This window comes from Sphingomonas folli (genome assembly GCF_019429525.1).
Classification (GTDB): Bacteria; Pseudomonadota; Alphaproteobacteria; order Sphingomonadales; family Sphingomonadaceae; genus Sphingomonas; species Sphingomonas folii.
This window is the reverse complement of the sequence record NZ_JAHXZL010000011.1, coordinates 24,352-50,558: the sequence shown is the minus strand read 5'-3', so window position 1 is coordinate 50,558 and position 26,207 is coordinate 24,352. Positions and strand designations below refer to the sequence as shown.

At 71.5% G+C, this 26,207-nt stretch carries 20 protein-coding genes; 12 read left to right on the top strand and 8 right to left on the bottom strand.

The window, feature by feature from the left end; genetic code table 11:
• Entirely contained in the window at positions 1–1,806 is a 1,806-nt protein-coding gene (locus tag KZ813_RS16035) for a methyl-accepting chemotaxis protein (RefSeq protein ID WP_219755996.1), read from the bottom strand.
• Positions 1,807–1,956: 150 nt separating this feature from the next.
• On the opposite strand from KZ813_RS16035, the gene KZ813_RS16030 reads away from it, so the two are divergent.
• Positions 1,957–3,198, top strand: coding sequence for a hypothetical protein (locus KZ813_RS16030; protein WP_258046872.1), 1,242 nt, complete (start codon positions 1,957–1,959; stop codon positions 3,196–3,198).
• A 729-nt stretch (positions 3,199–3,927) separates the two neighbouring features.
• Here the strand turns inward: KZ813_RS16030 and KZ813_RS16025 are convergent.
• Positions 3,928–4,188 carry a helix-turn-helix transcriptional regulator gene (locus tag KZ813_RS16025; RefSeq protein WP_219755995.1) on the bottom strand — a complete coding sequence of 87 codons (261 nt, stop codon included), beginning with the start codon at positions 4,186–4,188 and terminating at the stop codon, positions 3,928–3,930.
• A gap of 279 nt (positions 4,189–4,467) precedes the next feature.
• Positions 4,468–4,812, bottom strand: a complete 345-nt coding sequence (locus tag KZ813_RS16020; RefSeq protein WP_258046871.1) for an amidase family protein — start codon at positions 4,810–4,812, stop codon at positions 4,468–4,470.
• Positions 4,813–4,836: 24 nt separating this feature from the next.
• Here KZ813_RS16020 and KZ813_RS16015 point away from each other — a divergent pair, with 24 nt between their 5' ends.
• A complete protein-coding gene (locus tag KZ813_RS16015) occupies positions 4,837–5,001 on the top strand; it encodes a hypothetical protein (RefSeq protein WP_219755993.1) in 165 nt (54 codons plus the stop codon).
• A gap of 122 nt (positions 5,002–5,123) precedes the next feature.
• Here KZ813_RS16015 and KZ813_RS16010 read toward each other — a convergent pair whose 3' ends face one another.
• The 5 genes from KZ813_RS16010 to KZ813_RS15990 form a co-directional block, all read right to left on the bottom strand.
• Positions 5,124–6,002, bottom strand: a complete 879-nt coding sequence (locus KZ813_RS16010) for a TauD/TfdA dioxygenase family protein (protein ID WP_219755992.1) — start codon at positions 6,000–6,002, stop codon at positions 5,124–5,126.
• A gap of 107 nt (positions 6,003–6,109) precedes the next feature.
• Positions 6,110–7,063 carry an aldo/keto reductase gene (locus KZ813_RS16005; RefSeq protein ID WP_219755991.1) on the bottom strand — a complete coding sequence of 318 codons (954 nt, stop codon included), beginning with the start codon at positions 7,061–7,063 and terminating at the stop codon, positions 6,110–6,112.
• A gap of 166 nt (positions 7,064–7,229) precedes the next feature.
• Entirely contained in the window at positions 7,230–7,733 is a 504-nt protein-coding gene (locus KZ813_RS16000) for a flavin reductase family protein (RefSeq protein ID WP_219755990.1), read from the bottom strand.
• 18 nt (positions 7,734–7,751) lie between these two features.
• A complete protein-coding gene (locus KZ813_RS15995; protein ID WP_219755989.1) occupies positions 7,752–9,560 on the bottom strand; it encodes an ABC transporter ATP-binding protein in 1,809 nt (602 codons plus the stop codon).
• Positions 9,557–11,383 (bottom strand): ABC transporter ATP-binding protein, encoded by a 1,827-nt coding sequence (locus KZ813_RS15990; protein WP_219755988.1) that lies wholly within the window; start codon positions 11,381–11,383, stop codon positions 9,557–9,559. Before KZ813_RS15990 ends, KZ813_RS15995 begins: the two co-directional genes overlap by 4 nt.
• 461 nt (positions 11,384–11,844) lie before the next feature.
• Here KZ813_RS15990 and KZ813_RS15985 point away from each other — a divergent pair, with 461 nt between their 5' ends.
• From KZ813_RS15985 to KZ813_RS15940, 10 genes are read left to right on the top strand one after another with little or no spacing between them, the layout of a single operon-like run.
• Positions 11,845–13,941 (top strand): TonB-dependent receptor family protein, encoded by a 2,097-nt coding sequence (locus KZ813_RS15985; RefSeq protein ID WP_219755987.1) that lies wholly within the window; start codon positions 11,845–11,847, stop codon positions 13,939–13,941.
• Positions 13,938–15,644 (top strand): ABC transporter substrate-binding protein, encoded by a 1,707-nt coding sequence (locus tag KZ813_RS15980; protein ID WP_308461915.1) that lies wholly within the window; start codon positions 13,938–13,940, stop codon positions 15,642–15,644. Before KZ813_RS15985 ends, KZ813_RS15980 begins: the two co-directional genes overlap by 4 nt.
• Complete coding sequence (locus KZ813_RS15975) at positions 15,641–17,341, top strand: ABC transporter substrate-binding protein (protein WP_219755986.1); 1,701 nt, start codon at positions 15,641–15,643, stop codon at positions 17,339–17,341. Before KZ813_RS15980 ends, KZ813_RS15975 begins: the two co-directional genes overlap by 4 nt.
• The gene (locus tag KZ813_RS15970; RefSeq protein ID WP_219755985.1) at positions 17,338–18,267 is read left to right on the top strand and encodes an ABC transporter permease; all 930 of its coding nucleotides are present in this window, start codon (positions 17,338–17,340) and stop codon (positions 18,265–18,267) included. The genes KZ813_RS15975 and KZ813_RS15970 overlap by 4 nt, the downstream gene beginning before the upstream one ends.
• 40 nt (positions 18,268–18,307) lie before the next feature.
• Complete coding sequence (locus KZ813_RS15965) at positions 18,308–19,633, top strand: acyl-CoA dehydrogenase family protein (RefSeq protein WP_219755984.1); 1,326 nt, start codon at positions 18,308–18,310, stop codon at positions 19,631–19,633.
• 2 nt (positions 19,634–19,635) lie between these two features.
• Positions 19,636–20,985 carry an LLM class flavin-dependent oxidoreductase gene (locus KZ813_RS15960; RefSeq protein WP_219755983.1) on the top strand — a complete coding sequence of 450 codons (1,350 nt, stop codon included), beginning with the start codon at positions 19,636–19,638 and terminating at the stop codon, positions 20,983–20,985.
• An 18-nt stretch (positions 20,986–21,003) separates the two neighbouring features.
• The gene (locus KZ813_RS15955) at positions 21,004–21,963 is read left to right on the top strand and encodes an ABC transporter permease (RefSeq protein WP_219755982.1); all 960 of its coding nucleotides are present in this window, start codon (positions 21,004–21,006) and stop codon (positions 21,961–21,963) included.
• Positions 21,960–23,600: a dipeptide ABC transporter ATP-binding protein gene (locus KZ813_RS15950; protein ID WP_219755981.1), complete on the top strand. Its 1,641-nt coding sequence runs from the start codon at positions 21,960–21,962 to the stop codon at positions 23,598–23,600. Before KZ813_RS15955 ends, KZ813_RS15950 begins: the two co-directional genes overlap by 4 nt.
• The gene (locus tag KZ813_RS15945) at positions 23,593–25,032 is read left to right on the top strand and encodes an NtaA/DmoA family FMN-dependent monooxygenase (RefSeq protein ID WP_219755980.1); all 1,440 of its coding nucleotides are present in this window, start codon (positions 23,593–23,595) and stop codon (positions 25,030–25,032) included. The genes KZ813_RS15950 and KZ813_RS15945 overlap by 8 nt, the downstream gene beginning before the upstream one ends.
• Positions 25,029–26,207: an LLM class flavin-dependent oxidoreductase gene (locus KZ813_RS15940; protein ID WP_219755979.1), complete on the top strand. Its 1,179-nt coding sequence runs from the start codon at positions 25,029–25,031 to the stop codon at positions 26,205–26,207. Before KZ813_RS15945 ends, KZ813_RS15940 begins: the two co-directional genes overlap by 4 nt.

Genomic DNA, 26,207 nt, shown 5'->3' with positions numbered 1-26,207 from the left:
TCAGAACCCCGACCAGTCGTCGCTCACCGCGGTGGCGCGCGCCCCGGCGACGCGACGGACGCCCGCGGCGGCGCGCTGCTGCAGCTGGTGGACCGGGCTCGCCGCGCGCGGGGCGGCACCGACCTTGAAGCGCGCCACCTGCTGCGCCAGCGAGTCGGCCTCCACCGCCAGGCTGCGCGCCGCGGCGGTGGCCTCCTCCACCATCGCGGCGTTCTGCTGCGTCACATTGTCCATCTCGGCCACCGCGGTGTTGACCTGCTGGAGCCCGGTGGCCTGCTGCTCGGCGGCGGTGGCGATCGTGCGCACCAGCCCGCTGAGCTCGCCGACGCGCGCGTTGATCCGCGCCAGCGCGTCGCCCGCGGCGTTGACGAGCGTGACCCCGGCGTCGACCTGCCCGGTCGCGGCGGTGATCTTGCCCTTCACGTCGCGCGCCGCCTCGGCCGAGCGCTGCGCCAGCGCGCGCACCTCGCTGGCGACGACGGCGAAGCCCTTGCCCGCGTCGCCCGCGCGCGCCGCCTCGACCCCGGCGTTGAGCGCCAGCAGGTTGGTCTGGAACGCGATCGCGTCGATCACCCCGATGATCTCGCCGATCTCGCCCGAGGCGCGCTCGATCCCACCCATCGCCGCGACCGCGCGCTCGACCACCTCGGCCGACTGCTCGGCCTCGACGCGCGCCGCCTCGACCGTGCGGTTGGCCTGCGCCGCGCTCGCCGCGGTCTCGCGCACGGTGGAGGTGATCTCCTCCATCGCCGCGGCGGTCTCCTCCAGGCTGGCGGCCTGCTGCTCGGTGCGCTGCGACAGGTCGTCCGAGGCGGCGCGGATGTCGGCGGCGCCGTCGTTGATGCCGTTGGTGGCGCTGGTCACCGCGCCCATCACCTGGGCCATCGCGTCCATCGCCGCGTTGAAGTCCTGCTCCAGCTTGGCATAAGCCGGGGGGAAGCCGGCGAGCCGCGCGGCGAGGTCGGCGTCCGCCAGCCGCGCGAGCCCATCGCCCACCTCGGCGAACACCGCCTGGCGCTCCTGCTCGGCGCGCGCCTTCTCCACCGCGGCGTCGCGGAACACCGCGACCGCGCGCGCCATCGTGCCGATCTCGTCACGGCGGTCGGCGCTGGGCAGCGCGACCTCGTGGCGCCCGGCGGACAGCTCCTCCATCACGCCCGCGATCGCGGTCACCGGACGCGCGATCGAGCGCGACAGCAGCCAGCCCATCGCGCCCGCCAGCGCCACCGCGATCCCGCCGCCCAGCGCGAGCGCGAGCGTCACCATCGTCTCGGCGTGGCGCTGCGCCGCGTCCTGTCCGTCGACCCAGGCCTGCTGCGCCGCCTGGATCTCCTTGATCGAGTCGCGCATCGCGCCGAGCTGCTTCGAGCCGGCGAGCTCGCGCGCCTGCTCGCGCGTCGCCGGATCGGCGAAGGCGGCGAGCGTCGGCTCCACCTTGGTGCGCTGCCAGGTCTCCACCGCGGCGAGGAAGCGGCGCACCCGCTCGGCCTGGTCGGGGCGCGCGGCGTGGCGCGTGAACTCGGCCGCGGCGACCGCGATCGCGGCGGCATTCTCCTTGTACGTGTCGAGGAAGGCGGGTTTGCCCAGCAGCACGTAGCCGCGCACCGCGCTCTGCCCCTCGACCACCCCGTTGAGCATGTCGTCGGCATGGTCGGAGGCCAGCTTGGCCTCGTCGCGCGTCACGGCCACCTGATGGAGCGTGCGCACGTTGGCGAAGACGACGAGGCTGACGATCGAGAAGGTCGCGATCAGCACCGCGAAGGCGAGCGCGAGCTTGCGCGGGATGGCGACGTTGCGAATGGACACGAACCTCTCCTGGCGATCGTGCCGTGGTAGATGCGGGGAGTTAAAGCTCGGCTAACTCTGCGACCGATGGCCGATCCTCCCACGCATTTTCCGCGCTACGCTCGGCCGGCGCGTTAACTACATCGCAAGCGGGTGCGCGTACCGGGGGCCATGGTTCATCCGTCACCGCTGACCCGCCGCCTCGTCGCGGTCGCCGTCGCCGCGCTCCCCCCGCTGTCGTTCCATGCCGCCCCCGCGCTCGCCGACCCGATCACGCTCACCCCGAGCGAGGAGGTGCGATTGCGCTACGAGCATGTCGAGCAGGATGGCATCGCGCGCGCCGCCGACGCGGTGACGATCCGCGTGCGCGGCGGCGTGGCGGCGCGCAGCGGGCCGTTCTCGGCGCTGGTCGAGGCGCAGGGCAATCTCGCGATCGTCGACCATTATGACGACACGGTCGGCAACGGTGCGGGCTTCCCGGCGGTCGGCGACCCGGAGAATATCGCGCTGTACCGCGCGCAGCTGCAGTACAAGACCGCGCCCTTCACGCTCACCGGCGGGCGGCAGAAGATCGGCCTGGAGGACGAGCGCTTCGTGGGCGCCGCCGCGATCCGGCAGAACTCGCGCTCGTTCGACGCGGTGCGCGGCCAGCTGAGCCTCACCGCGCACCTGCGCGCGGACGTCACTTATGCCTGGAGCGTGCGCACGCCGAGCGGGATCAACGGCCGCGGCGCCAAGCCGACCGCGATCGGCGGCGACAACGTCTTCGCGCTGCTGGCGCAGGACACGCCGCTCGGCACGCTGACCGGCTTCGCCTATCTGGTCGACCAGGACGAGGCGGCGGTGCAGGGCTATCGCCTGTCGAGCCAGAGCTACGGCGCGCGGCTGGTGGGCACGCGCCCGCTGGGTGCGACGGTGAAGGCGTCGTGGCAGCTGAGCTACGCCACCCAGTCGGACTATCACCGCAATCCCAACGACTATCGCGCCGATTACTATCTCATCGACGGCGGGCTCGACGTGCGCGCGCTGCACGTCGGCGCCGGCTACGAGGTGCTGGGCGCGGGCGACGGCACCGCGCTGACCTCGTTCCAGACGCCGCTCGCCTCGATCTTCAAGTTCCAGGGCTGGGCCGACAAGCTCACCACCACCCCGCCCGACGGCGTGCGCGACCTGTACGGCAGCCTCGGCTGGGGCTGGCCCAGGCTGGGCGCGTTCAAGGCGGTGGGGGTGCAGGCGGTCTACCACCGCTTCGACGCCGAGCGCGTCGACCGCCGCTACGGCGACGAGATCGACCTGCTCGCCTCCGCCAAGCTGGCGCGCTACGGCGTCTCGGCGCGCTACGCGACCTACCGCGCCGACGGCTTCGCCACCGACACGCGCAAGCTGTGGCTGGAGCTCAGCTGGGCGTTGTGAGCGGAAGACGGAGCGCCGCGCTCAGATCGGGATCACCCGACCCGGCCCTTCCCGATACGGCAACAGCAACCGGTCCTTCACGGCTGAGCGCGGCGCCGTGACCCTCGGTCAAGCCACTGAGTTAAGCCAGTTTCATTGTGTTTCGCCGTAGCGCCGCGACAGGCTCGGGAAACATTGCCGCCATCTCGACCGATAGGACGGAGCGTGCATGCGCCGAGCTGTCGTCCGCGCGGCGAGGTCGTTGGGCGGTAGCCGGCGGGTGAGCGGCGCGCGCGGACCGCGGCGCGGCGGTGCGGCCGGGAAGCTATGGTGGAAGGGGCTTCTCTGCGAGCACCATCGTCAAGTCCTCGTGCTATCGGTCGATTATTATAGAGCGTTCGAGCAAGTACCCGCGTCGATACCCGCACGGCAGCGACACGAGCTTTACGGAGGCGTAGGTCTGATCAGGTGAGCGACGACGGGGCTTAGTAGCCGTGGCCGAGGCTGGTTTAAGGGGCTGGAGCTTGGGAGTGCAGGAAGGTTATGGTTGGTGAGATCGATCAGCTCGCGGCGGCGATGTTGCCGTAGCGTTGTGAACAGCACACCAACAGCGTGGGCTTGGAAAAGATCGTCTCGACCATCGGTAACCTTAGAGCTTGACGAGCGACATGCAGTAGCGTCTGCTTCTTTTGCGGGTCGGGTGACAACGGGTCGCGTACCCGCATGATGCCGGTCGCTGACTACACGAACTCAAGTCGCATGCCGCCTCGACTCTATCCAGGCGGCAACGTCGGCTTGCCACCAGCCGACCGTCTGCGTGGTGAGGCGAACGCGGTCTGGGAACGTGCCTGCATCTACCATTCGGTAGATTGTCGAATGGCTTAATCCGGTCGTCGCAATCACGTCATTGAGTCGGAGGAAGCGACCGAGTTCGCTTGGCCGACCAAGCGACTTGCGCTCGGCAAGGTTGGGCCGCGATGGACGCGGCAAGACGTGGGCGAGAGTGGTCATGCGCGATCTCCTGGATGCGGGGTCAGTGCAGTTGGGCCGCGATGAACGCGGCGATCTGGGTCGAGGGGGGCCATGCACATCCATCTGAATGCGCCGATCTCGCAATACGGGTGAGAGGGTCTGCCTGTGGCAGCCCCGCTCCACAGGTGAACAACACCTGCTAGGGTGCGCGACCCATCTGCCGGCCCTCCACATGTCGAGCGGCGATTGACTGAGCCGTCTCCTGTCGCATCGGCAAAGCCGATCACCTGCCATGACAAAAATGCTTGGACAGGTGCATCAGAGCGCACAGCACGATAAGCGGCGTGGCGCGCGCGGCCAGCTGCCGGTGATCGGCAGGCGGCCGTGCGTCACCTTCATCGAGGTACTGCCGGTCTGTGCGGCAGGGCCACGCACCGAGATCGCCAGATCGGTGGCAAGCCCGATCGGAGACATTCCCGCGGCGATGGCGGCGGGCTCACCACCGCTCGGACTGCCCGGCGTACGGGTAAGATTCCACGGATCATTCGAGCGACCGGAGAGCAGATTGTCGCTCTCGATCCAGTAGGAGAACTCAGGCAAGTTGGTCTTGCCGAGCAGAAAACCGCCGGCCTTCTTCATGCGGGCGCCGCTGGTCGGGTCCATCTCGGGCGCGAGGGCGACATCGCGATGTGGGACAATCAGGCGACGCAACAATACGCGCTCGACGATTATGGCGATCAGCGCCGCATCGTCCGCCGCGTTACCATCCACGGCGAGGCGCCGGTCTCGGTCGACGGACGCGCCAGCCGTCAGCTGCGCCCGGCGCGGCTACCGTACCTCAAGGTCGCCTGAACGCCGCAGCTCCAACTGGGTGATCGACTCGTCGCTCGATCGATCACTCGGATGCCGCCGGTCGGTCCGCAAGGGGTTTGTCTATCGGTCGGCGCGGCGGATCCTCGGCTGGATCCGCAAGATCAATACGGCCTCGTTCCCCGGATCGTGACCCGCTCCATGCGGCGGCGTTCCGGCCAATAGTCGGCCACCGGATAGTGCTGGGTCGCGCGATTGTCCCAGATCGCGACGGCGTTGGGCGTCCAGCGGAAGCGCACCTGGTACTCGGGCACCTTGAAGCGATCCAGCAGGTGCGCGAGCAGAGCGGCGCCCTTGGCCTCGTCCATGTCGTCGATCCGGCTGGTGAAGCTCGCGTTGACGAACAACACGCGCTCGCCCGACTCCGGGTGCGTGCGGACGATCGGATGGTGTTGTGGCGGGAACTCGGCCGCCATCGCGGCGCGCTTTTCCGGCGCGATCCGATCGCCGAAGTCGAACAACAGGTCGTGCGTCGCGGTCCTGCCCTCGATCAACGCCTTCACCTCGTCCGACAGGCCCTCGTACGCCGCTGCGGCGTCGGCCCACAGCGTGTCGCCGCCGATGCTCGGCAGCGCGCGCGCGCGGAGGACGGCGCCCAGCGACGGCGCCTCGCGGAAGGTGACGTCGGCGTGCCACTTGTCGAGCGTGCGGAAGCGCCGGTTGCCGGCGCTGTCCTCGACCCGACCGTCGGACCCCCGGATGTCGAGGATCGCTGGATAGCCCGGCACGTGCCCGATCACCGGATGACCCTCCAGCTCACCCCAAACGCGGGCCAGCGCGAGATGCTGCCCATGCGACAGGTCGAGGTCCCGGAGAAACAGTACCTTGTGCCGCGTCAACAGGGAACGAAGCACCGCCGCCGAATCGGGCGACACGGGGTCGTCGACGATCAGCCCCGCCACCTCGGCGCCGAGCACCGGGCCCGAACGGGTGACGGTCAGGCGAAGCGCCGCAGCCGCGGTGTCAGGGTCGTCCAGTGCCATAACCACCATCCATCACGCATTCCATCATCGCTGAACGCTCCCGTCGCGAGCCCGTGCCGCGACGCCGTGCGAGCCGGGCAGGGCGCCCCGGCGAGCTCCGTGCGCCTTCACCGCACGCTGGCGAGCGCCCGCGCGGGATAGCGCTCGCCCACCGTCGAGCCGACCGGGAAAGCGGCCTCGAGCCGAGCGATCGTGCTCGCGTCCAGCACGATCGTGTTCGCGGCCAGGTTGGCGTCGAGATGCGCGATGTGGCGCGTGCCGGGGATCGGGATCACGCCCTTCGACAGCACCCATGCGAGGCTGACCTGCGCGATCGAGACGCCCAGCTCGTCGGCGACGCGCTCGATCGTGTCGCGCCGGCGCGCGTTGGCGGCGAGCGCCTCGGCCTGGAAGCGCGGGTGCTGGTGGCGGCGGTCGTCCGCCTCCTCGGGCGCGCCGCCGGCGAGGAAGCCCCGGCCGAGAGGGCTGTAGGCGACGAACCCGACCCCGAGATCCCGCGCGGTCGACAGGATCTCCGTCTCGACCTCGCGCGTCCAAAGCGAGAGTTCGGACTGCAGCGCAGCGATCCGATGGATCGCCGCGGCGCGGCGCAGGGTCTCCGCCGAGGCCTCGGACAGTCCGATGGCGCCAATCTTGCCGGCCTGCTTCTGCCGCGCGAGCTCGCCGACCGTCTCCTCGATCGGCACCTCGGGGTCGATTCGGTGGACGTAGTAGAGGTCGATCTGGTCGACGTTGAGGCGGCGCAGGCTGCCCTCCAGCTCGGTACGGAGATAGTCGATCGCGTTATTGACCCTGCGATCGCCCTGCGTGCCCTCTGGCACGATGCCGAATTTGCTGGCGAGGACGATGGCGTCGCGCCGTCCCGCGATGGCGCGACCGACCAGTTCCTCGTTGTGGCCCCCGCCGTAAACGTTGGCCGTGTCGATCAGCGTGACGCCGCGATCGATCGCGTGCTGGATGGTGCGGATCGACTCCGCGTCGTCGGCGCGGCCGTAGCTGTGTGACAGGCCCATGCAGCCGAAGCCCTGGCGGCTGACGTCGAGCATCCCGAGTCGGGGCATAAGATCACTCCTTCGAAACAGTTGCGTGGTGGTGGCGACGCCAGCCGAGGCCCATGCCGCTAGGGGTAAGATGGCGGCCAACCGGCGAGGGCGCAGGCGCCCAGCCCGGACCTGCCGGCCGTCGCGATTGCCTCGGCGTCCGCCGCGACGGCGGCCCGGCCCTCGATCATGCCGCCGCGCGCATCGCGGCCGCCAGGTCCGCCATGTCCCCGCGATGGTAGAGGAGGACGGGTCGCGCGGTGACCTCGATGCTCTGCACGGCGCCGACGATGATCGCATGGTCGCCGCCCTCATACTCGCGCCACAGCGCGCACTCGATCACGCTGGCGGCGCCCGGCAGCACGGGGTTGCCGAGCGCGCTCAGCGACCAGTCGAGCCCAGCGGCCTTGGCTGCTCCCTTGGCGGCGAAGGCGAGCGCGAGATCCTGTTGGCCGGCGGCGAGGACGTGTATGGCGAAGCGCTGGGCGCGAAGGAGCTGCGGGTAGGTCGAGCTGGTGAGCGCCGGGCAGACGAGGACGAGCGCGGGATCGAGCGAGAGCGAGCAGAAGGCGCTGGCGGTGAAGCCAGCGACATCGCCGCGTTCGTCCAGCACAGTGACGACCGTGACCCCGGACGGGAACGAGGCCATCGCCCGGCGAAAGTCCTGCGGATCGATCGTTGTCATGCTCATCCTCGCTCTCCGTCGGCGCTACGCGGCCCGGTCGTCATCGACCGCTGCCTCGAAGGAGGCCTGATTGTGTCGGTGCAGGGTCGCGTAGAGCCCGCCGCTCGCCAGCAGCGCCGACGGCGTTCCCTGCTCCAGGATGCGGCCGTCGCGCAGCACGACGATCCGGTCGGCGTCGCGCACGGTGGCGAGCCGATGCGCGATCACGAGGCTGGTCCTGCCCGCGAGCAGGGTTCGCATGGCGCGCTGGATCTCGGCCTCGGCCGCCGAATCGATGCTCGCCGTCGCCTCGTCGAGGATCAGGATGGCGGGATCGGCGACCAGCGCGCGCGCGATGCTCAGCAGCTGGCGCTGTCCGAGCGACAGGTTCTGCCCGCGCTGGTCGAGCGGGGTGTCGTAGCCGAGCGGCAGCCGCCGGATGAAGGGGTCGGCACCCACGGCGCGCGCCGCCTCGATCACGCGGTCACGCGTCGCCTCGCTGGCGTAACGGACGTTGTCGAGGACGGTGCCGGTGAACAGGAAGGGCTCCTGCAGCACCATGGTGACGGTGCGCGCCAAGGCGGCGAAGCTCAGGTCGCGCACGTCGATGCCGCCGACCCGCACCGCGCCCGAGTCGACGTCGTAGAAGCGCCGGACCAGCGCGGCGACGCTGCTCTTGCCCGAGCCGGTCGGGCCGACCAGCGCGACGGTCTCGCGTGCCGCGATGGTGAGCGACAGGCCGTGGATCACGGGTGCACCGGTGCGATAGCCGAAGGTGACGTCGTCGAACTCAATCGTCGGCCCGAGCCGGATCGGATCCGCGGCATCGTCGCGCTCGGTGAGGGTGACGGGCACGTCGAGCACCTCGAAGATGCGGTGCGCCGCCGCGGTCGCGCGCTGGAGCATGGTATATTGCTGCGCGACCGTGCGGACCGGATCGAAGAAACGCTGGACGTAGAAGATGAACGCAACGAGGACGCCGAGGTCGATCCAGCCCTGCAGCGCGAGCCAGCCGCCGCCCGCCACGACCACCGCCATGGCGACGCCGGTAAGCGAGTCCACCGCGGGCGTCATGATCTGCGCCGACCAGGAGGCGGCGAGCTGGGCATCGCGGTTGCGCTCCGCCAGCGCGGTGAAGCGGGCGAGATTGAGCGGCTCACGCCGCGCGCCCTGGACCACGCGGATGCCTGCGATATTCTCGGCGAGCGCGGCGTTGACGACCGACGACGCGTCGCGCGCCCGCGCGAAGGTACGGCGCGAGCGCGGCAGCCATAGCGCGCGCAGCAGCCACAGGGCGGGCAGCAGCAGCAGCGTGAGCAGCGCGAGCCGCCACTCCATCGCGAATAGCGCCGCGACGATCCCGATCAGCAGCGCGAGGTCGCCGACCGCGATGATCGACGTCTCGAAGAAGTCCTGGAGCGCGTTCACGTCGCCTTGCAGCCGCGACATGACCCGCCCGACATGGGTCGAGTCGATCACCGCCATAGGCAACTGCTGGAGATGAGCGAACATCGCGCGCCGCAGCGCGAAGATGACGCGCTGCGCGAGCCGCGCGGCGAAGACGTCGGCGGCATAGCTGGCGGCGGCATTGGCGAGGATCGCCGCGGCGAAGCCGCCGAGGATCACCGGCATCGCGCTCGCCTCGCTCACGCCGGTGATGGCATCGACCCCGCGCCGGATCAGATAGGGGAAGGCCAGCTGCGTCGTCACGAAGGCCGCGATCGCGACGATCGCGGCGACGAGAAGCCCGCGGTGGGGCCGGACGAACGGTCCCAGCCGGCGCACGATGGCGCGGTCGAGCGTGGCGTCGGCACCATCGTCGATCGCGGGTGCGAGCCGCGCGCCGTCGGTCATGCGCTGCGCCTCCGTTCCGACGCGGCGGCGAGGTCCTGCAGCGCGAACAGCGCGGCGTAGCGCCCGCCCCGCGCGACCAGCGCCGCGTGGGTGCCGCGCTCGACGACCCGCCCGGCGTCGAGCACGAGGATCTCGTCGGCGTGCATCAGCGACGACAGGCGATGCGAGACGAGGACGATCGCCTGCGCCGCGGTGGCGGAGCGGAGTCCGCGGCGGACGCGGTGCTCGGTGATCGCGTCCACGGCCGAGGTGGCGTCATCCAGCACGAGGATGGCGGGTTCCGGCACCAGGCCGCGCGCGATGGCGGCGCGCTGGCGCTGCCCGCCCGACAGCGCCGCGCCGCGCTCGCCGACCCGGCTGGCATAGCCGTCACGCAGCGCGTCGAAATGATCGTGGATCGCGGCGGCGCGCGCGGCCTCGGCGATGTCGTGCTCGTCGGTGTCGGGCGCGGCATAGGCGATGTTCGCGGCGGCGCTGTCGTCGAAAAGGAAGACGTCCTGCTGTACCAGTCCGACCGCCGTTCGCAGCGACTCGAGCGTCACCGCGCGGATGTCCTGGCCATCGATGCTGATCCGCCCGGCGCTCGGGTCGTAGAAGCGCGGGATCAGATGCGCGATCGACGACTTGCCCGATCCGGAGGCGCCGACGATTCCGAGCGTCTCGCCGCGACGGACGGCAAAGCTGACGCCGGAGAGCGCGGGCGGCTGCCCGTCTTCATAGTCGAGGTGAACATCCTCGAACCGCAGCTCGCCGTCTGCGACGACGAGCGGGACGGCAGCCGCGCGATCGACGATCCGCGGCTGCGCGTCGAGGATCTCGAACACGCGCGCGCCCGCCGACACCGCCCGCGCGGCCGAGTTCATGATCAGGCTAACCTGGCGGACCGGCAGCTGCAGCAGCGTCATGTAGGCGAGGCACTCGGCGAGCTGGCCGAGCGAGATCATCCCGGCGGCGACGCGCCGCCACCCGACCCACAAAGCGAGCGCCATCGCCAGGTAGAAGGCGCTGTTGATCGTCGCCATCGCGCGCGCGCGGACCTGGATGCGCCGCTCGGACAGTGCGAGCGCCTCGTCCCCGGTGCGATCGAACCCGCGTAGCTCGTGCGACGCGGCGCCGAAGGCGCGCACCACGCGCGCGCCTTGCAGGCTCTCTTCCATGACGCGCGTCAGGACGGCCATGCTCCGTTGCAGCCGAGTCCAGGCGAGCCGCAGCCGCAGGCCCATCCGTCCCGCGCGCCACAGCACGACGGGCACGAAGCTGAGCGTCACCGCCGCCATGATCGGATCGATGCGGGAGAGGACGAGCGCACCGGTCACGAGCAGCAGCGCGAGCTGGATGCTGCGCTGGAGGCCGACCTCGATGAAGCCGCGCATGCCCTCCAGGTCGAGCATGCCGCGGGTGATGAGGTCACCCGAGTGGACGCGGTCGTGGAAGGCGAAGTCGAGCCGCTGCAGCGCCGCGAAATAGGCCAGCCGCAGGTCGCGGGCGACGTTCTGGCCGAGCAGCTCGCTGTTGTAGCCGGCGGCCATCTGCAACAGCCCGCGACAGGCGAGCACCGCGAAGAGCGCGGCGCCCAGCATGACCAAGGGTCCGCTGTCGCGGGCGGCGGCCAACGGCACGTCGGCGGCATCGACCGCGCGACCGAGGAGACGCGGAGCGGCGATGCCCGCGAGGCTGGCGGCGAGACTGGCACCGGTCGCCAGCACGAACCGTCCGCGGTAGCGGAGCGCCAGGCCGGTGACGCGCCACAGCGTCTCGGACGCGCGCGTCGGATCGATCCCCAGCTCGGCGAGCAGCCCCTCGGGCTCAGGCGTGGTGGTCATCGACAATGAATCCCGATCTGATAAGTAGGACTTGCTGGAAAGACAGACTGCGCGCGCCCGGCAGGGCTCACTGCGATAACGCTACGGATCATGAGGTTAGAGGCTTGCGCACCCAGCGCGAATAGGCCTATTTCAATCCATATCGGGTTAGTAGAAATTATTGATGCGACCCAGCAAGAGGTAAAGTTGACTAAGTTGGTAGGAATTGACGACATCCAGGGTGTCGCGGCGGTCACCGTCGCGGAGCCGAACGTCGCTGAAGACGGCGTCGGCGAGGAGCGAGCGCATCGCATCGCCGCGGCCCGGGGCCAGCGGCGCACTCGGGGGAACGACTCATGGCTGCCGGTCCACACCTTTCATCGGCGCGCGCGTCGCATCGTCGCCGGACCCTCGTCGGGGCCGCGTCGGCCGCTCTGCTGTTCGCGCCCCTCGCCACTGCCGCACAGGGCGGTCCGCGCGACGTGAGCGCCGACCCCGTCGCCGATGATGCGCGCGCCGGCGCGAGCGACGACGGGGAGACGGTCGTGGTCACCGGTCGCCGCAACGGCCGGCTGGAGGAGACGCGCAAGGCGCTCGACTCGATTGCCGGCGGGACTGCGCTGATCGACAACAGCGCCGCCGAGGACCGTGGCCTGATCACCAACGCGGATCTGCTCAAGTTCCAGCCCGGCATCTTCGCGCAGGCGGGCGGGGGCTCGGATGGCATCAAGATCTCGATCCGCGGCTCGGCGATCAACCGTGGCTCGGGCTTCTTCCGCTCCGGCGCGCTGTTCGAGTTCGACGGTCTGCCGGTGAGCGGGCCGGGCGGCACGCCGTACGAGCTGTTCGAGCCGCTCGGCAACAGCCGCACCGAGGTGCTGCGCGGCGCCAACGGCTTCGATCGCGGCTCGGTCACACTCGGCGGCGTGATCAATTACGTCTCGCTCACCGGCAAGGACTTTAGCTCGCCGCTCGGCATCCGGCTGGAGGGCGGCAGCTACGGCTATCGCAAATATCAGGTGAGTTCGGGTGGCGACTATGGCCCGCTCGACTATTACGTCAGCGTCACCGGCGCGCACCGCGACGGCTATCAGCAGCAGACGCGCGGGCGCAGCTTCGGCGTGCAGGCCAACCTCGGCTATGAGATCGCGCCCACCGTCCGCACGCGTTTCTTCTTCCGCTACCGCCGCACCGCGAACCAGTCGCCGGGTCTGATCACGGTCGCGCAGGTCGAGGCCGACCCACGCGTCGCCAACCCGCAGCAGGTCGCGCTCGACGCCGACCGGATCCAGCCGGGCTCCTTCTGGATCGCCAACAAGACCGAGTTCGACCTGAGCGACCGCTCCGCGCTGGAGCTCGGCGTCGTCTATCACGACTATCCGATCGACCAGCAGCTCGGCGTCAACCGCGGGCGCTGGGGCTATACCGACCTGACCGGCTCGCTGCGCTACACCCGCACCGACACGCTGTTCGGCCGCGACAGCAGCACGGTGCTCGGGCTGCTCTACACCACCCACCCGGACAAGGCGTATCTGCGCAACTATGTCCGCGTCCCCTCGGGCGCGACCGCGCGGCTGCCGGTCGGCGCGCTGGTGCGCGACGCTTATTACAAGGGCACCGACGGCAACCTCTTCCTGACCAACGAGAGCGAGCCGGTCGAGCGGCTGCACCTGCTGTTCGGCGGGTCGCTGATCCGCATCAAGCGCGGCACCGGGGTGACCTATCCGGTGATCCCGGACCTCACCACGCCGTACCGCCGCGAGAGCTGGGACTATGGCTATCGCGCCGGCTTCCGCTACGAGCTCACGCCCGAGGTGCAGCTGTTCGGCAACGTCAGCCGCTCGGTCGAGCCGCCCAACGACTGGGCGTTCCTGACGACGCCGCCCGCGATCCCGGCGGGCTATCCGGCGCAGGGGCTCGCCGCGCACGGGCTGGATCTCAGGGACCAGACCGCGACCACCTACGAGCTGGGCACGCGCGGCACGCTGCCGCTGCTCGGCGGGTGGAACCTCAGCGTCTACCGCGCCGACATCCGCGACGAGCTGCTCTCGGTCGTGGTCGACACGGTGCTCAACGTCACCGCGGAGTCGAACGCCTCGCCGACCCGGCACCAGGGCGTCGAGGTCGCGCTGGACACGCCCTTGTGGCGCGACGGCGCGGGCAGCAGCGTCAGCCTGCGCCAGTCCTACACCTACAATGATTTCACCTTCCGCCGCGACCCGACGTTCGGGCGCAACGAGCTGCCCGGCATCCCCAAGCATATCTACCAGGCCGAGCTGGCGGTCGACCATGCCTCGGGCTTCTACGGCAACGTCAACACCAGTGTCGCGGCGAAGAACTGGCTCGACTATGCCAACAGCGTCTCGACCCGCGGCTATCAGCTGTTCGGCGGCACGGTCGGGCTGAAGATCCCCGAGACCAGCTACCGGATCTTCGCCGACTTCCAGAACATCACCAACAAGCATTACGGCGCGGTGGTCAGCCCGGCATTCAACCTCAACGGCTCGGATCGCACCAACCCGCGGCTGACGCCGGGCGACGGCTTTACCGTGATCGGCGGGGTCTCGGTCGCGCTGTGAGGCGGTGGAAGCGCCCTCTGCGCCGGCTGGCGCTGGTCGCGGGCGCGGGCTTGCTCGCCGCCTGCGGCGCGGGGGGCGGTGACGCCGACCCGCGCGCGCGCCGCGGCGGCCCCAACGGCGACTTCACCTATCCCGCGACCGACTATGCCGAGCAGCGGCCCGGCAAGCCCGGCGGCACGCTGCACGCCAGCGTCGGCACCGACACCGGCACGCTCGACCTGCACGCGATCAGCCACACCAACGCGCAGTGGATCGGCCGCCTGATCTTCGACAATCTCGTCTACCTCGACGACAAGGGCGAGCCGACGCCGTGGCTGGCGCGATCGTGGGCGGTCTCGCCCGACGGGCTCACCTACACCTTCCACCTGCGCGACGACGTCACCTTCTCCGACGGCAGCCGGTTCGACGCCGAGGCGGTGCGGCTCAACCTCGAGCATATGCGCGACCCGCGCACCAAGTCCCCGCTCGCCGCGGCCTATATCGCCCCCTATGTCGACGGCCGGGTGATCGACCCGACGACGTTCGAGGCGCACCTCAGCCGACCCTATGCGCCGTTCCTCGACGTGCTCGCGCAGAGCTGGCTGGCGATGATGAGCCCGCGCCAGATCCGGCTCCACCCGGAGGAGCTGGCGACCCGCCCGAGCGGCACCGGGCCCTTCGTCGTCGAGCGCTACGAGCGGCAGAAGGGGCTGATTCTGCGCCGTCGCGCCGACTATCACAGCGCGCCCGATTACCTCCGCCACCGTGGACCCGCCTATTTCGACCGGGTCGAGATCGCCTTCGTCCCCGAGGCGATGGCGCGCTACGCCGGGCTCGCCTCGGGCGAGACGCAGCTGGTGTTCGACGCCCCGCCGCAGAACGCCGCGGCGATCCGCGCCGACCCGCGGCTGGTGTACGATAGCCGCATCCGCACCGGCCTGCCGTTCCGCGCGCTGACCTACAATCTCGACCGCGCGCCGTGGACCGACGTGCGCGTCCGCCGCGCCGTGGCGCAGGCGGTCGACCGCGAGGCGATCACGCGCAGCGTCTTCTTCGGCGAGGTGCTGCCCAAGACCGACTTCCTCGCGGGCACCACGGCTTACTACGATCCGGCCGCCGCGGGCGTGCTGCGCTACGACCCCGCCGCGGCCAACCGCCTGCTCGACCAGGCGGGCTGGACCGCGCGCGACGCCGCGGGATACCGGGTGCGGCAGGGCCAGCGCCTCGGCGCCGAGGTGCTCACCTGGAGCAGCCCGACGCTGACGCCGATCAACGTCGCGGTTCAGGCCGACCTGCGCAAGATCGGCTTCGACCTGCGCATCGTCGAGATGCCGCTGTCGCAATACACCGAGCGGCAGCATACGGGCGACTATCAGACGCTCTCTGCCGGCGTGTGGCATACCAACACGCCCGACGCGCTCTACATCCTCCATCACAGCGGTGAGATCAGCTCGGCCAGGCGGATCGGCCAGAACACCGCGCACGTGCGCGACGCCGAGCTCGACCGCCTGCTCGAGCGCGCGCGAGAGAGCAGCGACCCGGCCGAGCTGCGCCGGCTGTACGGCGCGGCGCAGCGTCGCCTAGTCGAGATCGTGCCCGGCGTGCCGCTCGACGAGAACCACTCGCTCGTCGCCTACGCGCGCCGGCTCCACGGCGTGATCTTCGACACCTCGCACAACACGCCGGTCCTGACCGGCGCCTGGCTCGACGGGGACGCGCGATGAGCTGGCGCGCACTCCTCCCGATCGCGCTGGCGCTCGCCGCCTGCGGCGGCGCGGGCGAGGGCGGACGCGGCGGCGACGCGAGCGATCCGCTGCCGCGCGTCGCCGCGGGGCAGCCCGTCACCTATCCGAGCCGCGACTATGTGGAGCGGGCGCCGGGGCGGCCCGGCGGCACGCTGCGCGTCGTCGCCGCGCGCGACAACGGCACGCTCGACGCGCAGCTGCTCGCCGACACCAACACCAAGTGGCTCGGTCGCACCACCTTCGACAATCTCGTCTACCTCGACGAGCGCGGGCGGCCGACGCCGTGGCTGGCGCGCTCCTGGACGGTCTCGCCCGACGGCCGCACCTACACCTTCACGCTGCGCGAGGACGTCACCTTCTCGGATGGCGAGCGGTTCGACGCCGCGGCGGTGAAAGCCAATCTCGATCGCATCCGCGATCCGGCGACGCGCACGGCGATGACCACCGCCTATATCGCGCCCTACGCCACCGGGCGCGTGGTGGCGCCGTTCGTGTTCGAGGCGCGGCTGAGCGAGCCCTACGCGCCCTTCCTCGACGTGCTGGCCCAGAGCTGGTTCGGCATGGTGTCGCCGCGGCAGATCCGCGAGGCGCCGGGCACGATCGCGACCCGGCCGATCGGCACTGGCCCGTTCACGGTCGAGCGCTACGTCCGCAACCAGGTGCTGACGCTGGCGAAGCGCCGCGACTATCACTGGGCGCCGGACGTGATCCGCCACAGCGGCCCGGCCTATCTCGACCGGATCGAGATCGCCACCGTGCCCGAGGGGCTGGCGCGCTACACCGCGCTGGCGAGCGGCGAGCGCGACTTCACCACCGACGCGCCCGCCGCCAACGCCGCGGCGATCCGCGCCGACCCCGGGCTGGTGCTGCGCAGCCGGATCAACCTGGGCAACCCGCTGCGCGGGATCAGTTTCAACGTCGAGAAGCCGCCGTTCGACGACGTCCGCGTGCGGCAGGCGCTGGCGCGCGCGGTCGATCGCGAGGGCCTCGCGCGGAGCGCCGGGCTCGGCGAATATATCCCGACGACCGGCTTCCTGTCCGCCTCGACGCGCTACTATGATGCGGCGGCGACGCGGGACCTCGGCTATGATCCCGCCGCCGCGGCACGGCTGCTCGACGCCGCCGGGTGGACCGGCCGGGCCGCGGACGGGATCCGGACCAGGAACGGCAGGCGGCTCGAGGCGACGGTGCTGACCACCGACGCCAGCCCGCTCGGCTTCGTGGTCATCGGGCTGCAGGCCGACTTCCGCAGGATCGGCGTCGACCTGCGACTCGAGCCGATCCCGCTGGCGCAGTTCGCGCAGCATCGCACCGCCAACGACTATCAGGCGACCGGCGCGGGCTATTGGCACACCAACACGCCCGACGGTCTCTACATCGTCTACCACGGCCAGCAGATCAATCGCGGCGGCTATACCGGGCAGAACATCACCCGGCTGGACGACCCGCGCCTCAACGCGCTGCTGGCGGCGGCGCGGCGCGGCGGCGACGAGGCGACGCTCGCGCGCCTGTACGCGCAGGCGCAGCGTCGATTGGCCGAGCTCGTGCCCGCGATCCCGGTGCTCGAGAACAGCACGCTCGTGGCCTACCGCCGCGAGGTGCACGGGCTCGTCTTCGACACGTCGCACAACACCCCGCTCTTCACCACCGTCTGGCTGGAAGGACCCGGCGCATGAGGTTCGTCCGCATCATCCTATGGCGGCTGCTCGCCGGCGTCGGCGTCCTGTGGGCCGCCGCGAGCATCACCTTCGTCGCCATGAACGTGACCGGGGGCGACACCGCCATCGCGATTCTCGGCGGCCCCGAGGCACTGCCGACCGCCGAGATCGTGGCGCAGGTGCGCGCCGAATACGGCCTCGATCAGCCGCTGCCGGTCCAATATGCGCGCTACATCGGCCGGCTCGCCACCGGCGACCTCGGCGAGTCCTACCGGCTGCGCGTGCCGGTCGCGGGGGCGATCGCGGAGCAGGCCGGCGCAACGGTGCGGCTGGCCCTCGCCGCGGGCGCGCTGGCGCTGCTGATCGCGGTGGTCGTCGCGTCGCTCACCGCCGGGCGCGAGACGCCCGCGCGCGCCGCGGTGTCGGGCGCCGAGCTGGTGCTCACCGCGATGCCCACCTTCGTGCTCGGGCTGCTGCTGCTGTTCCTGCTGTCGTTCCAGCTGCGGCTTCTGCCGGTGGCGGGAGAGGGCGGGGCGGCGCTGGTCCTGCCCGTCGGCACGCTCGCGCTGCCGCTCGCCGCGACGATGGCGCAGGTGCTGCGGCAGGAGCTCGACGCCATCCTGGAGCAGCCCTTCATCCTGGCGGCGCGCACCCGTGGGCTGGGCGAGGCCGCGGTCCGCTACGGCCACGCGCTGCGCCACGCGCTGGTGCCACTGGTGACGCTGTTCGGCCATATGTTCGGCTTCCTGCTCGGCGGCGCGATCATCACCGAGACATTGTTCGCGCGCCAGGGGATCGGTCGGCTGATGGCCGACGCCACCGCGGCGACCGACATCCCGATGGTGGTGGGCATCACCCTGCTGGTCGCCGCCAGCTACGTCATCGTCAACCTCGTCGTCGATCTGCTCACCGCCGCGATCGACCCGCGCGGGGCGACCGCATGAGCGTCGCCGCTGTCCTTTTCGTCATCCCGAGGAGCCCGTCATGGCTGTCATCGAACTGAAGCCCGTTGTGGCACGGCCCGCCTCCGGCAGCGCCGAGCCGCCTGCCTACGAGACGCTCGCCGCGCGCTTTCGCCCACTCTTCGCGGAGATCGCCGACGCGGCGGTACGACGCGAGATCGAGCGCGAGCTGCCCTATGACGCGGTCGCCGCGCTCGCCCGCGCGGGCTTCGGCGCGACCCGGCTGCCGGTCGCTCAGGGCGGCGCCGGTGCCACGCTGACCCAGCTCTTCCGGCTGCTGATCGAGCTGGGCGAGGCGGACTCGAACCTGGTGCAGACGCTGCGCGCGCATTTCGCCTTCGTCGAGGGGCGGCTCAACCACCCCGACACCGCCACCAACGCGCGCTGGTTCGAGCGGGTCGCCGCGGGCGAGCTGTTCGGCGCGGCGATGGCCGAGCGCAGCACCGGCACCGAGACGCTGGTGAAGCTGACGCGCGAGGGCGAGCGCTGGCGCCTCGACGGTGAGAAATATTACTCGACCGGCACGCTCTACGCCGACTGGATCCACGCCGCAGCGGCGGACGGCGACGAGCGGCTGAGCGTGATCGTCTCGGCGACCGCGCCGGGGGTCAGCCGGATCGACGACTGGGACGGCTTCGGCCAGCGCCTGACCGGCAGCGGCACCACCCGCTTCGAGGACGTCACCGTCGCCGAGGACCAGATCCTGCGGCGCTTCACCGCCGGCGAGTTCAAGGCGGACACCTACCTCACCGCCTTCTATCAGCAGTTCCACCTCGCCGCCTTCGCCGGCATCGGCCGCGCGGTGCTGCGCGACGCGGTCGCCTTCGTCCGCGCCAAGACGCGCACCTTCGGCGTGCCCGGCACCACCGACGTCGCCGCCGACCCGCTCGTCCAGCGCGTCGTCGGACGGCTCGGCAGCCTCTCCTTCGCGCTCGACAGCATCGTCGGCGGCGTGTCAGAGCGGCTCGAGGCGGCGCACGCGGCGTGGCGTTACGGGGCAGACCCGGACGATCCCGCCTTTCTCGCCGCCGACATCGCCGCCTATCACGGCCAGCAGCTCGCGATCGACCTGGTGCTGGAGGCGACGGGGCTGCTGTTCGAGGTCGGCGGCGCCTCGGCGACTCAGGAGGCGCGGCGGCTCGACCGCCACTGGCGCAACGCGCGCGTGATCGCCTCGCACAACCCTGCGATCCAGCGCGAGCGCGCGCTCGGCGACTATCACCTCAACGGCACCAACCCGCGCGCCGCCTGGGCGGAGCGCTTCGCCAAGGCGCGCGACGAGGCGGCGGCGGAGGGCGCGGCCACCGACGGGTCGGCGGGCGCGGTGCCGGCGTCGAGGGAGGGCTGACCATGGCACAGCGCCAGATGAGCATCGGCATGAACATCCTGGGGCTGGGCGGGCACCAGGCGGCGTGGCGGCTCGGCGAGGTCGCGCCGACCGCCTATCTCGACAAGGATTATTACATCAACATCGCGCGCATCTCGGAGCGCGGCACGCTCGACGCGATCTTCCTCGCCGACGGCCCGGCGCTGCAGGAGAATGTCGCGACTAATCCCGGAGGGCGGCTCGAGCCCACCGTGCTGCTCACCGCGGTGGCGCTGGCCACGACGCATATCGGCGTGATCGCGACCTGCTCGACCACCTACAACGACCCGTTCAACCTCGCGCGCCGGCTCGCCTCGATCGACCATCTCAGCGGCGGGCGCGTGGCGTGCAACATCGTCACCAATGCGGGCGACCTGCCGGCGCAGAACTTCGGCCTCGCCGGCGCGCCGCTCCACGGCGATCGCTACGGACGTGCCGACGAGTTCGTCGACGTCGTCCAGAAGCTGTGGGACAGCTGGGAGGACGACGCGATCATCGGCGACGCCGCGGCGGGGCGCTTCGCCGATCCCGGTAAGGTCCACCGGCTCGACCATGTCGGCACGCACTTCCAGGTGCGCGGGCCGCTCAACGTGCCGCGCTCGCCGCAGGGCCGACCCGTGCTGGTGCAGGCGGGCGCGTCGGAGGGCGGCAAGGCGCTCGGCTCGCGCCGCGCCGACGCGATCTTCACCACCCAGACGACGCTGGCCGACGGCGTCGCTTTCTACCGCGAGATGAAGACCCGCGCGCGCGCCTGGGGCCGCGACCCGGACCAGCTCAAGATCATGCCCGGCCTGTCGACGGTGATCGGCAGCACCGAGGCCGAGGCGCAGGCGCGCTGCGACGCGCTCGACGGCTATCTCGGCGAGGACGGGCTGGTCGCGCAGATCGCCCAGCGGATCGGCATCCCCGCCGCCGAGCTCGACCCCGACGCCGAGCTGCCGTGGGCGCGGATCGGTGACGTGGCGTCGTTCACCACCGGCTCGCACGGCTTCCTCCAGGCCCAGCTCGACCTCGCCCGGGCCGAGCGGCTGACCGTGCGCCAGCTCTCACGCCGGATCCGCAGCGGCCACCGGCTCGCGGTCGGCACGCCCGAGCAGATCGCGGACACGCTGGAGGAGTGGTTCCGCGCCGGCGCCGCGGACGGCTTCAACCTGATGCCCGACATGTTCCCCTCGGGCGCCGAGGTCTTCGTCGACGAGGTAGTGCCGCTGCTGCGCGCGCGCGGCCTGTTCCGCCACGAATATGCCGGCTCGACGCTGCGCGACCATCTCGGGCTGGACCGCCCCGCCAGCCAATTCGCCGCCGCCCCGCCCGCTGCGCGCGCGCGCGCCTGACCGACCGGAGACGCCGTCATGAGCACCTATCCGATCCGCGCGCTGGCCGAGGCCGGTCCCGCCCGCGCCGCCGTCTGGCCCTATGTTGGTACCGCGCTCGACCTGCCGCTCGCGGCCGCGGAGCCGCCAGACCAGGTGCAGGCGGCGGCGCCGACAGGGTTCGCGGCGCGCAGGCGCGTCCCCCTCGGCGTCGCGCTCGCCGCGCTGTTCCTCGCGCTGCTGCTCGTCGCCGCGCTCGCCCCCGGACTGGTGATCGGCGGCGACCCGCTGGTCGGCAGCGGGCGCGACGCCTTCTACGCGCCGAGCGCGGCGCACTGGCTCGGCACCGACGAGAACGGGCGCGACGTGCTGGTGCGTCTCGTGCATGGCGTGCACCCGTCGCTGCTGATGGGGTTCGCCGCGACCGCGCTCGCGCTCGTTGCCGGCACCGCGCTCGGCCTCGTTGCGGGTCTCGGCGGACGCGTCGCCGACGCGCTGGTCGGGCGCCTGCTCGACACGCTGCTCGCCTTCCCCGACCTGCTGCTCGCGCTCGTCATCATCACCTTCTTCGGCCAGGGGCTCGGCAACGCGATCGTCGCGGTCGGCGTCGCGGCGACCCCGCGCTACGCGCGCATGGTCCGCTCGCAGGCCAAGCTGGTGCGCGCCAGCGGCTATGTCGAAGCGGCGCGCACGCTCGGTCAGCCCGGCGCAGTGCTGATCTGGCGCCACGTCCTGCCCAACGCGGTCCGCCCCGTCCTGCTGGTCGCCGCCATGGGTGTGGGAGTGAGCATCGGCGCGGGCGCGGCGCTCAGCTTCCTCGGTTTCGGCGCGCCGCCGCCCGCGCCGGAATGGGGCGCGATGCTCGCGGTCGGGCGCAACTTCCTCGCCAACGCCTGGTGGCTGGTCGCTGCGCCGGGCGCCGCAATCACGCTCACCGTGCTGGCGGTCACCGCGCTCGGCCGCGCCGCGATCCGCCACGGCGAGGGGCGCGAGCTGTGACGATCGCCTTCCCCGCGCCGCGTGCGCCGCTGGTCGAGGTCGACCGACTCTCGGTCGCGTTCGGCGACGCCGCGCCGGTGCTGAGCGAGGTGAGCTTCACCGTCGCGCCGGGCGAGTGCCTCGCGCTGGTGGGTGAGTCGGGCTCGGGCAAGAGCGTCACCGCGCGCTCGCTGATCGGGCTGGCGGGGCAGGGCGCGCGCACCGCGGCGGGGCGGCTGGCGTTCGCGGGCGACGACCTGCTCGGCTATCGCGAGCGCGACTGGGGCGCGCTGCGCCGGCGCCGCATCGGATTCGTGCTGCAGGACGCGCTCGGCTCGCTCGACCCGCTGCGCACCGTGGGCGCCGAGATCGAGGAGCCGCTGCGCGCCGCGGGCGGGCTGACCCGCGCCGAGCGCCGCGAGCGGGCGATCGAGCTGCTCCGCGCGGTGCACGTGCCCGAGCCAGAGCTGCGCGCGCGCCAGCACCCTCGCCAGCTCTCCGGCGGCCTGCGCCAGCGCGCGTTAATCGCCGCCGCGATCGCCAACGACCCCGCACTGCTGATCGCCGACGAGCCGACCACCGCGCTCGACGCCGCGGTGCAGGCGCAGATCCTCGCGCTGCTGCGCGACCTGCGCTCGCGCGACGGCGCGCTGATCGTTGTCAGCCACGATCTCGCGGTGGTGGCGCAGCTGGCCGACCGGATCGCGGTGATGCGCCACGGCCGGATCGTCGAGCAGGGCAGCGCCGCCGCGATCCTCGGCGACCCGCGCCACGACTATACGCGCGCGCTGGTCGAGGCCGCGGCCGCGATCCACGGCGCTCGGCCGCGCGTGGCGGCCGCGCCCACCGCGGTGGTCCCGCTCACGCCGGCGGCGCCGCTGCTCGCCGCCGAGGGCGTGAGCAAGACCTATCCCGGCGCCGATCGCCGCCCCTGCACGGTGGTGAGCGAGGTGAGCCTCGCGCTGCATGCGGGCGAGACGATCGGTCTGGTCGGCGCCTCGGGCTCGGGCAAGACGACGTTGACTCGCATGCTGCTCGGACTGGAGGTGCCCGACGCGGGGGTGGTACGCTGGTCGGGCGATGACTGGCGCGACCTGCCCGCGCGCGAGCGGCGCACGCGGCGCCGCGACGTCCAGGTGATCTTCCAGGACCCGCTCGCCTCGTTCGACCCGCGCTATACCGTGCGCCGCGTGCTCGACGAGCCGCTCGCGTTGCGCGGTGTCGCGCGCGGTGAGCGCCACGACCGTGCCGCGGCGCTGCTGGGGCTGGTGCGGCTCGACGCCGGCCTGCTCTCGCGCCGACCGATCGAGCTCTCTGGCGGACAGCGCCAGCGCGTCGCGATCGCGCGCGCGCTCGCGCTCGAGCCGCGCGCGCTGATCTGCGACGAGCCCGTGTCGGCGCTCGACGTGTCGGTACAGGCCGAGGTGCTCGCGCTGCTCGACGATCTCAAGGCGCGGCTCGGTCTGGCCTGCCTGTTCATCAGCCACGACCTCGGCGTGGTGCGCCGCGTCAGCGACCGGATCGCGGTGATGCACGAGGGGCGGCTGGTCGAGGACGGGCCGGCCGACCGGCTCTTCGCCGCGCCGGCACACCCCTACACGCGCGCGCTCCTGGCCGCGATCCCGTCGCTCGATCCCATGAGGTCAGCCCATGCCTAAGCAGCTCCACGTTAATCTCTTCGAGATGAACTGCGTCAGCCATATCGTCCACGGCCTGTGGGTGCATCCCGACAACAACCGGCACCGGTTCAACGATATCGACTATTGGACCGAGCTGGCACAGCTGCTCGAGCACGGGCAGTTCGACGGCGTGTTCCTTGCCGACGTGATCGGCGCCTACGACGGCTTCCGCGACGGCGTGGAGACCGCGCTGCGCGAGGCGGTGCAGATCCCCTCGAATGACCCGCTGCTGGTGATCCCGGCGATGGCGGCGGTGACGCAGCATCTCGGCTTCGGTGTCACCTTCTCCACCACCTACGAGCCGCCCTTCGCCTTCGCGCGTCGGATGAGCACACTCGACCATCTCACCAAGGGGCGGGTGGGGTGGAACATCGTCACCTCCTACCTGCCCAACGCCGCGCGCAATTTCGGCCACGCCGACGAGGTGGCGCACGACCACCGCTACGAGATCGCGGACGAGTATCTCGACGTGCTGTACAAGCTGTGGGAAGGCTCGTGGGACGACGACGCGGTGATCGTCGACCGCGCCAACCGCGTCTACACCGACCCCTCGAAGGTCCGCTACATCCACCACGAGGGCACGCACTTCCGCGTCGCCGGCCCGCACCTGACCCAGCCCAGCCCGCAGCGTACCCCGGTCCTCTACCAGGCGACGGGGTCGCGCGCGGGCATCGCCTTCGCCGGGCGTCACGCCGAGGTGGTGTTCACCGGGGGCGCGACCCAGGCGGACGTGCGCGCCAACATCGCCGCGATGCGCGCCGCCGCGGTCGAGCAGGGGCGTGATCCGGCCGGCATCAAGTTCGTCGTCCAGGCCGGCATCATCGTCGGCAAGGACAGCGACGCGGTCGCGGCCAAGCTCGACGCCTATCGCCGCCTGCTGAGCGTCGAGGGCAAACTGGTCCACGCCATGTCGAAGGTGGACTACACGCGGTACCCGCGCGACACGCCGCTCGCCCAGGTGCCCGGCGCCGACCCGTCGCGCTGGGCGCGGCTGGCGCTGGCCGGCGGCAGCGCGGTGACCGTGGGCGACGTGCTCGACGCGCTCGCCGGCTTCGACGAGGACCGCTTCTTCGTCGCGGGCACGCCCGAGATCGTCGCCGACGCGGTCGAGCGCTGGCTCGACGAGGACGGCATCGACGGCATCAACCTGCGCCAGTATCTCTCGTTCGAGACCGCGCGCGACTTCATCGAGCTGGTCATCCCCGAGCTGCGCCGCCGTGGCCGCTATCGCGACGGCTACGTGCCCGGTGAGACGCTGCGCGAGCGGCTGTTCGGCGCCGGCCACGCGCGCCTGCCCGCCGACCATCACGGCGCGCGCTACCGCGATCCCGTCGCGCTCTCCCATCCCGCCGCGCCGCTCCGCCTCGTCGACGCCGCGCCGCTCCAGGCCAACGCAAGGATGCAGTCATGACCCTCGACTTCCACTGGTTCCTGCCCACCTACGGCGACAGCCGCCAGATCGTCGGGGGCGGCCACGGCGTGCCCGCGGGCACTGCCGGCGGCGCCCGCCCCGCCTCGATCGCCTATCTCGGCCAGATCGCGCGCAGTGCCGAGCAGCTCGGCTTCGTCGGCGCGCTGACGCCGACGGGGGCGTGGTGCGAGGACGCCTGGCTCGCCACCGCGATGCTGGTCGAGGTGACCGAGCGGCTCAAGTTCCTCGTCGCCTTCCGCCCTGGCCTGATCTCGCCGACGCTCTCGGCGCAGATGGCGGCGACCTTCCAGCGCCACTCGCAGGGGCGGCTGCTGCTGAACGTCGTGGTCGGCGGCGAGCAGCACGAGCAGCAGGCGTACGGCGACTTCCTGTCCAAGGACGAGCGCTACGCGCGCGCCGACGAGTTCCTGACGATCGTGCGCGCGCTGTGGCGCGACGGTCGCGCCGACTTCGACGGTGAGCATCTGCGCGTCGTCGGCGCGACCATCCCGCGCGTGCCGGATCCCGTGCCGCCGCTCTACTTCGGCGGCTCGTCCGCGGCGGCCGGCCCGGTCGCCGCGGCACACAGCGACGTCTACCTCACCTGGGGCGAGCCGCTCGACGCGGTGGCCAAGAAGGTCGCCTGGATCCGTGAGCTGGCCGCGCGGCAGGGTCGCACGCTGCGCTACGGCATCCGGCTCCACGTGATCAGCCGCGACACGTCGGAACAGGCCTGGGCCGAGGCCGAGCGGCTGCTGCAGGGGATCGATCCCGCCACGATCGCCTCGGTCCAGGCCGGGCTGGCGCGCAGCGAGTCGGAGGGGCAGAAGCGCATGATCGCGCTCCACCAGGGCTCCACCGCCAATCTCGAGATCGCGCCCAATCTCTGGGCCGGCGTCGGCCTGGTGCGCGGCGGCGCGGGTACCGCGCTCGTCGGCAGCCACACCGAGGTGGCGGAGCGGATCAAGGAATATGCCGCGGTCGGCATCGACGAGTTCGTGCTCTCGGGCGTGCCGCACCTCGAGGAGGCCTATTGGTTCGGCGAGGGCGTGCTGCCGATCCTCGAGCGCGACGGCCTGTGGCGCCATCCGTTCGGTCAGGTCGTCGACGGTGGCGCGGCGGACGTACCCTTCGCGCCCGCGAAGACGCGCGAACCCGTCGCGAGTGCCAGCTGA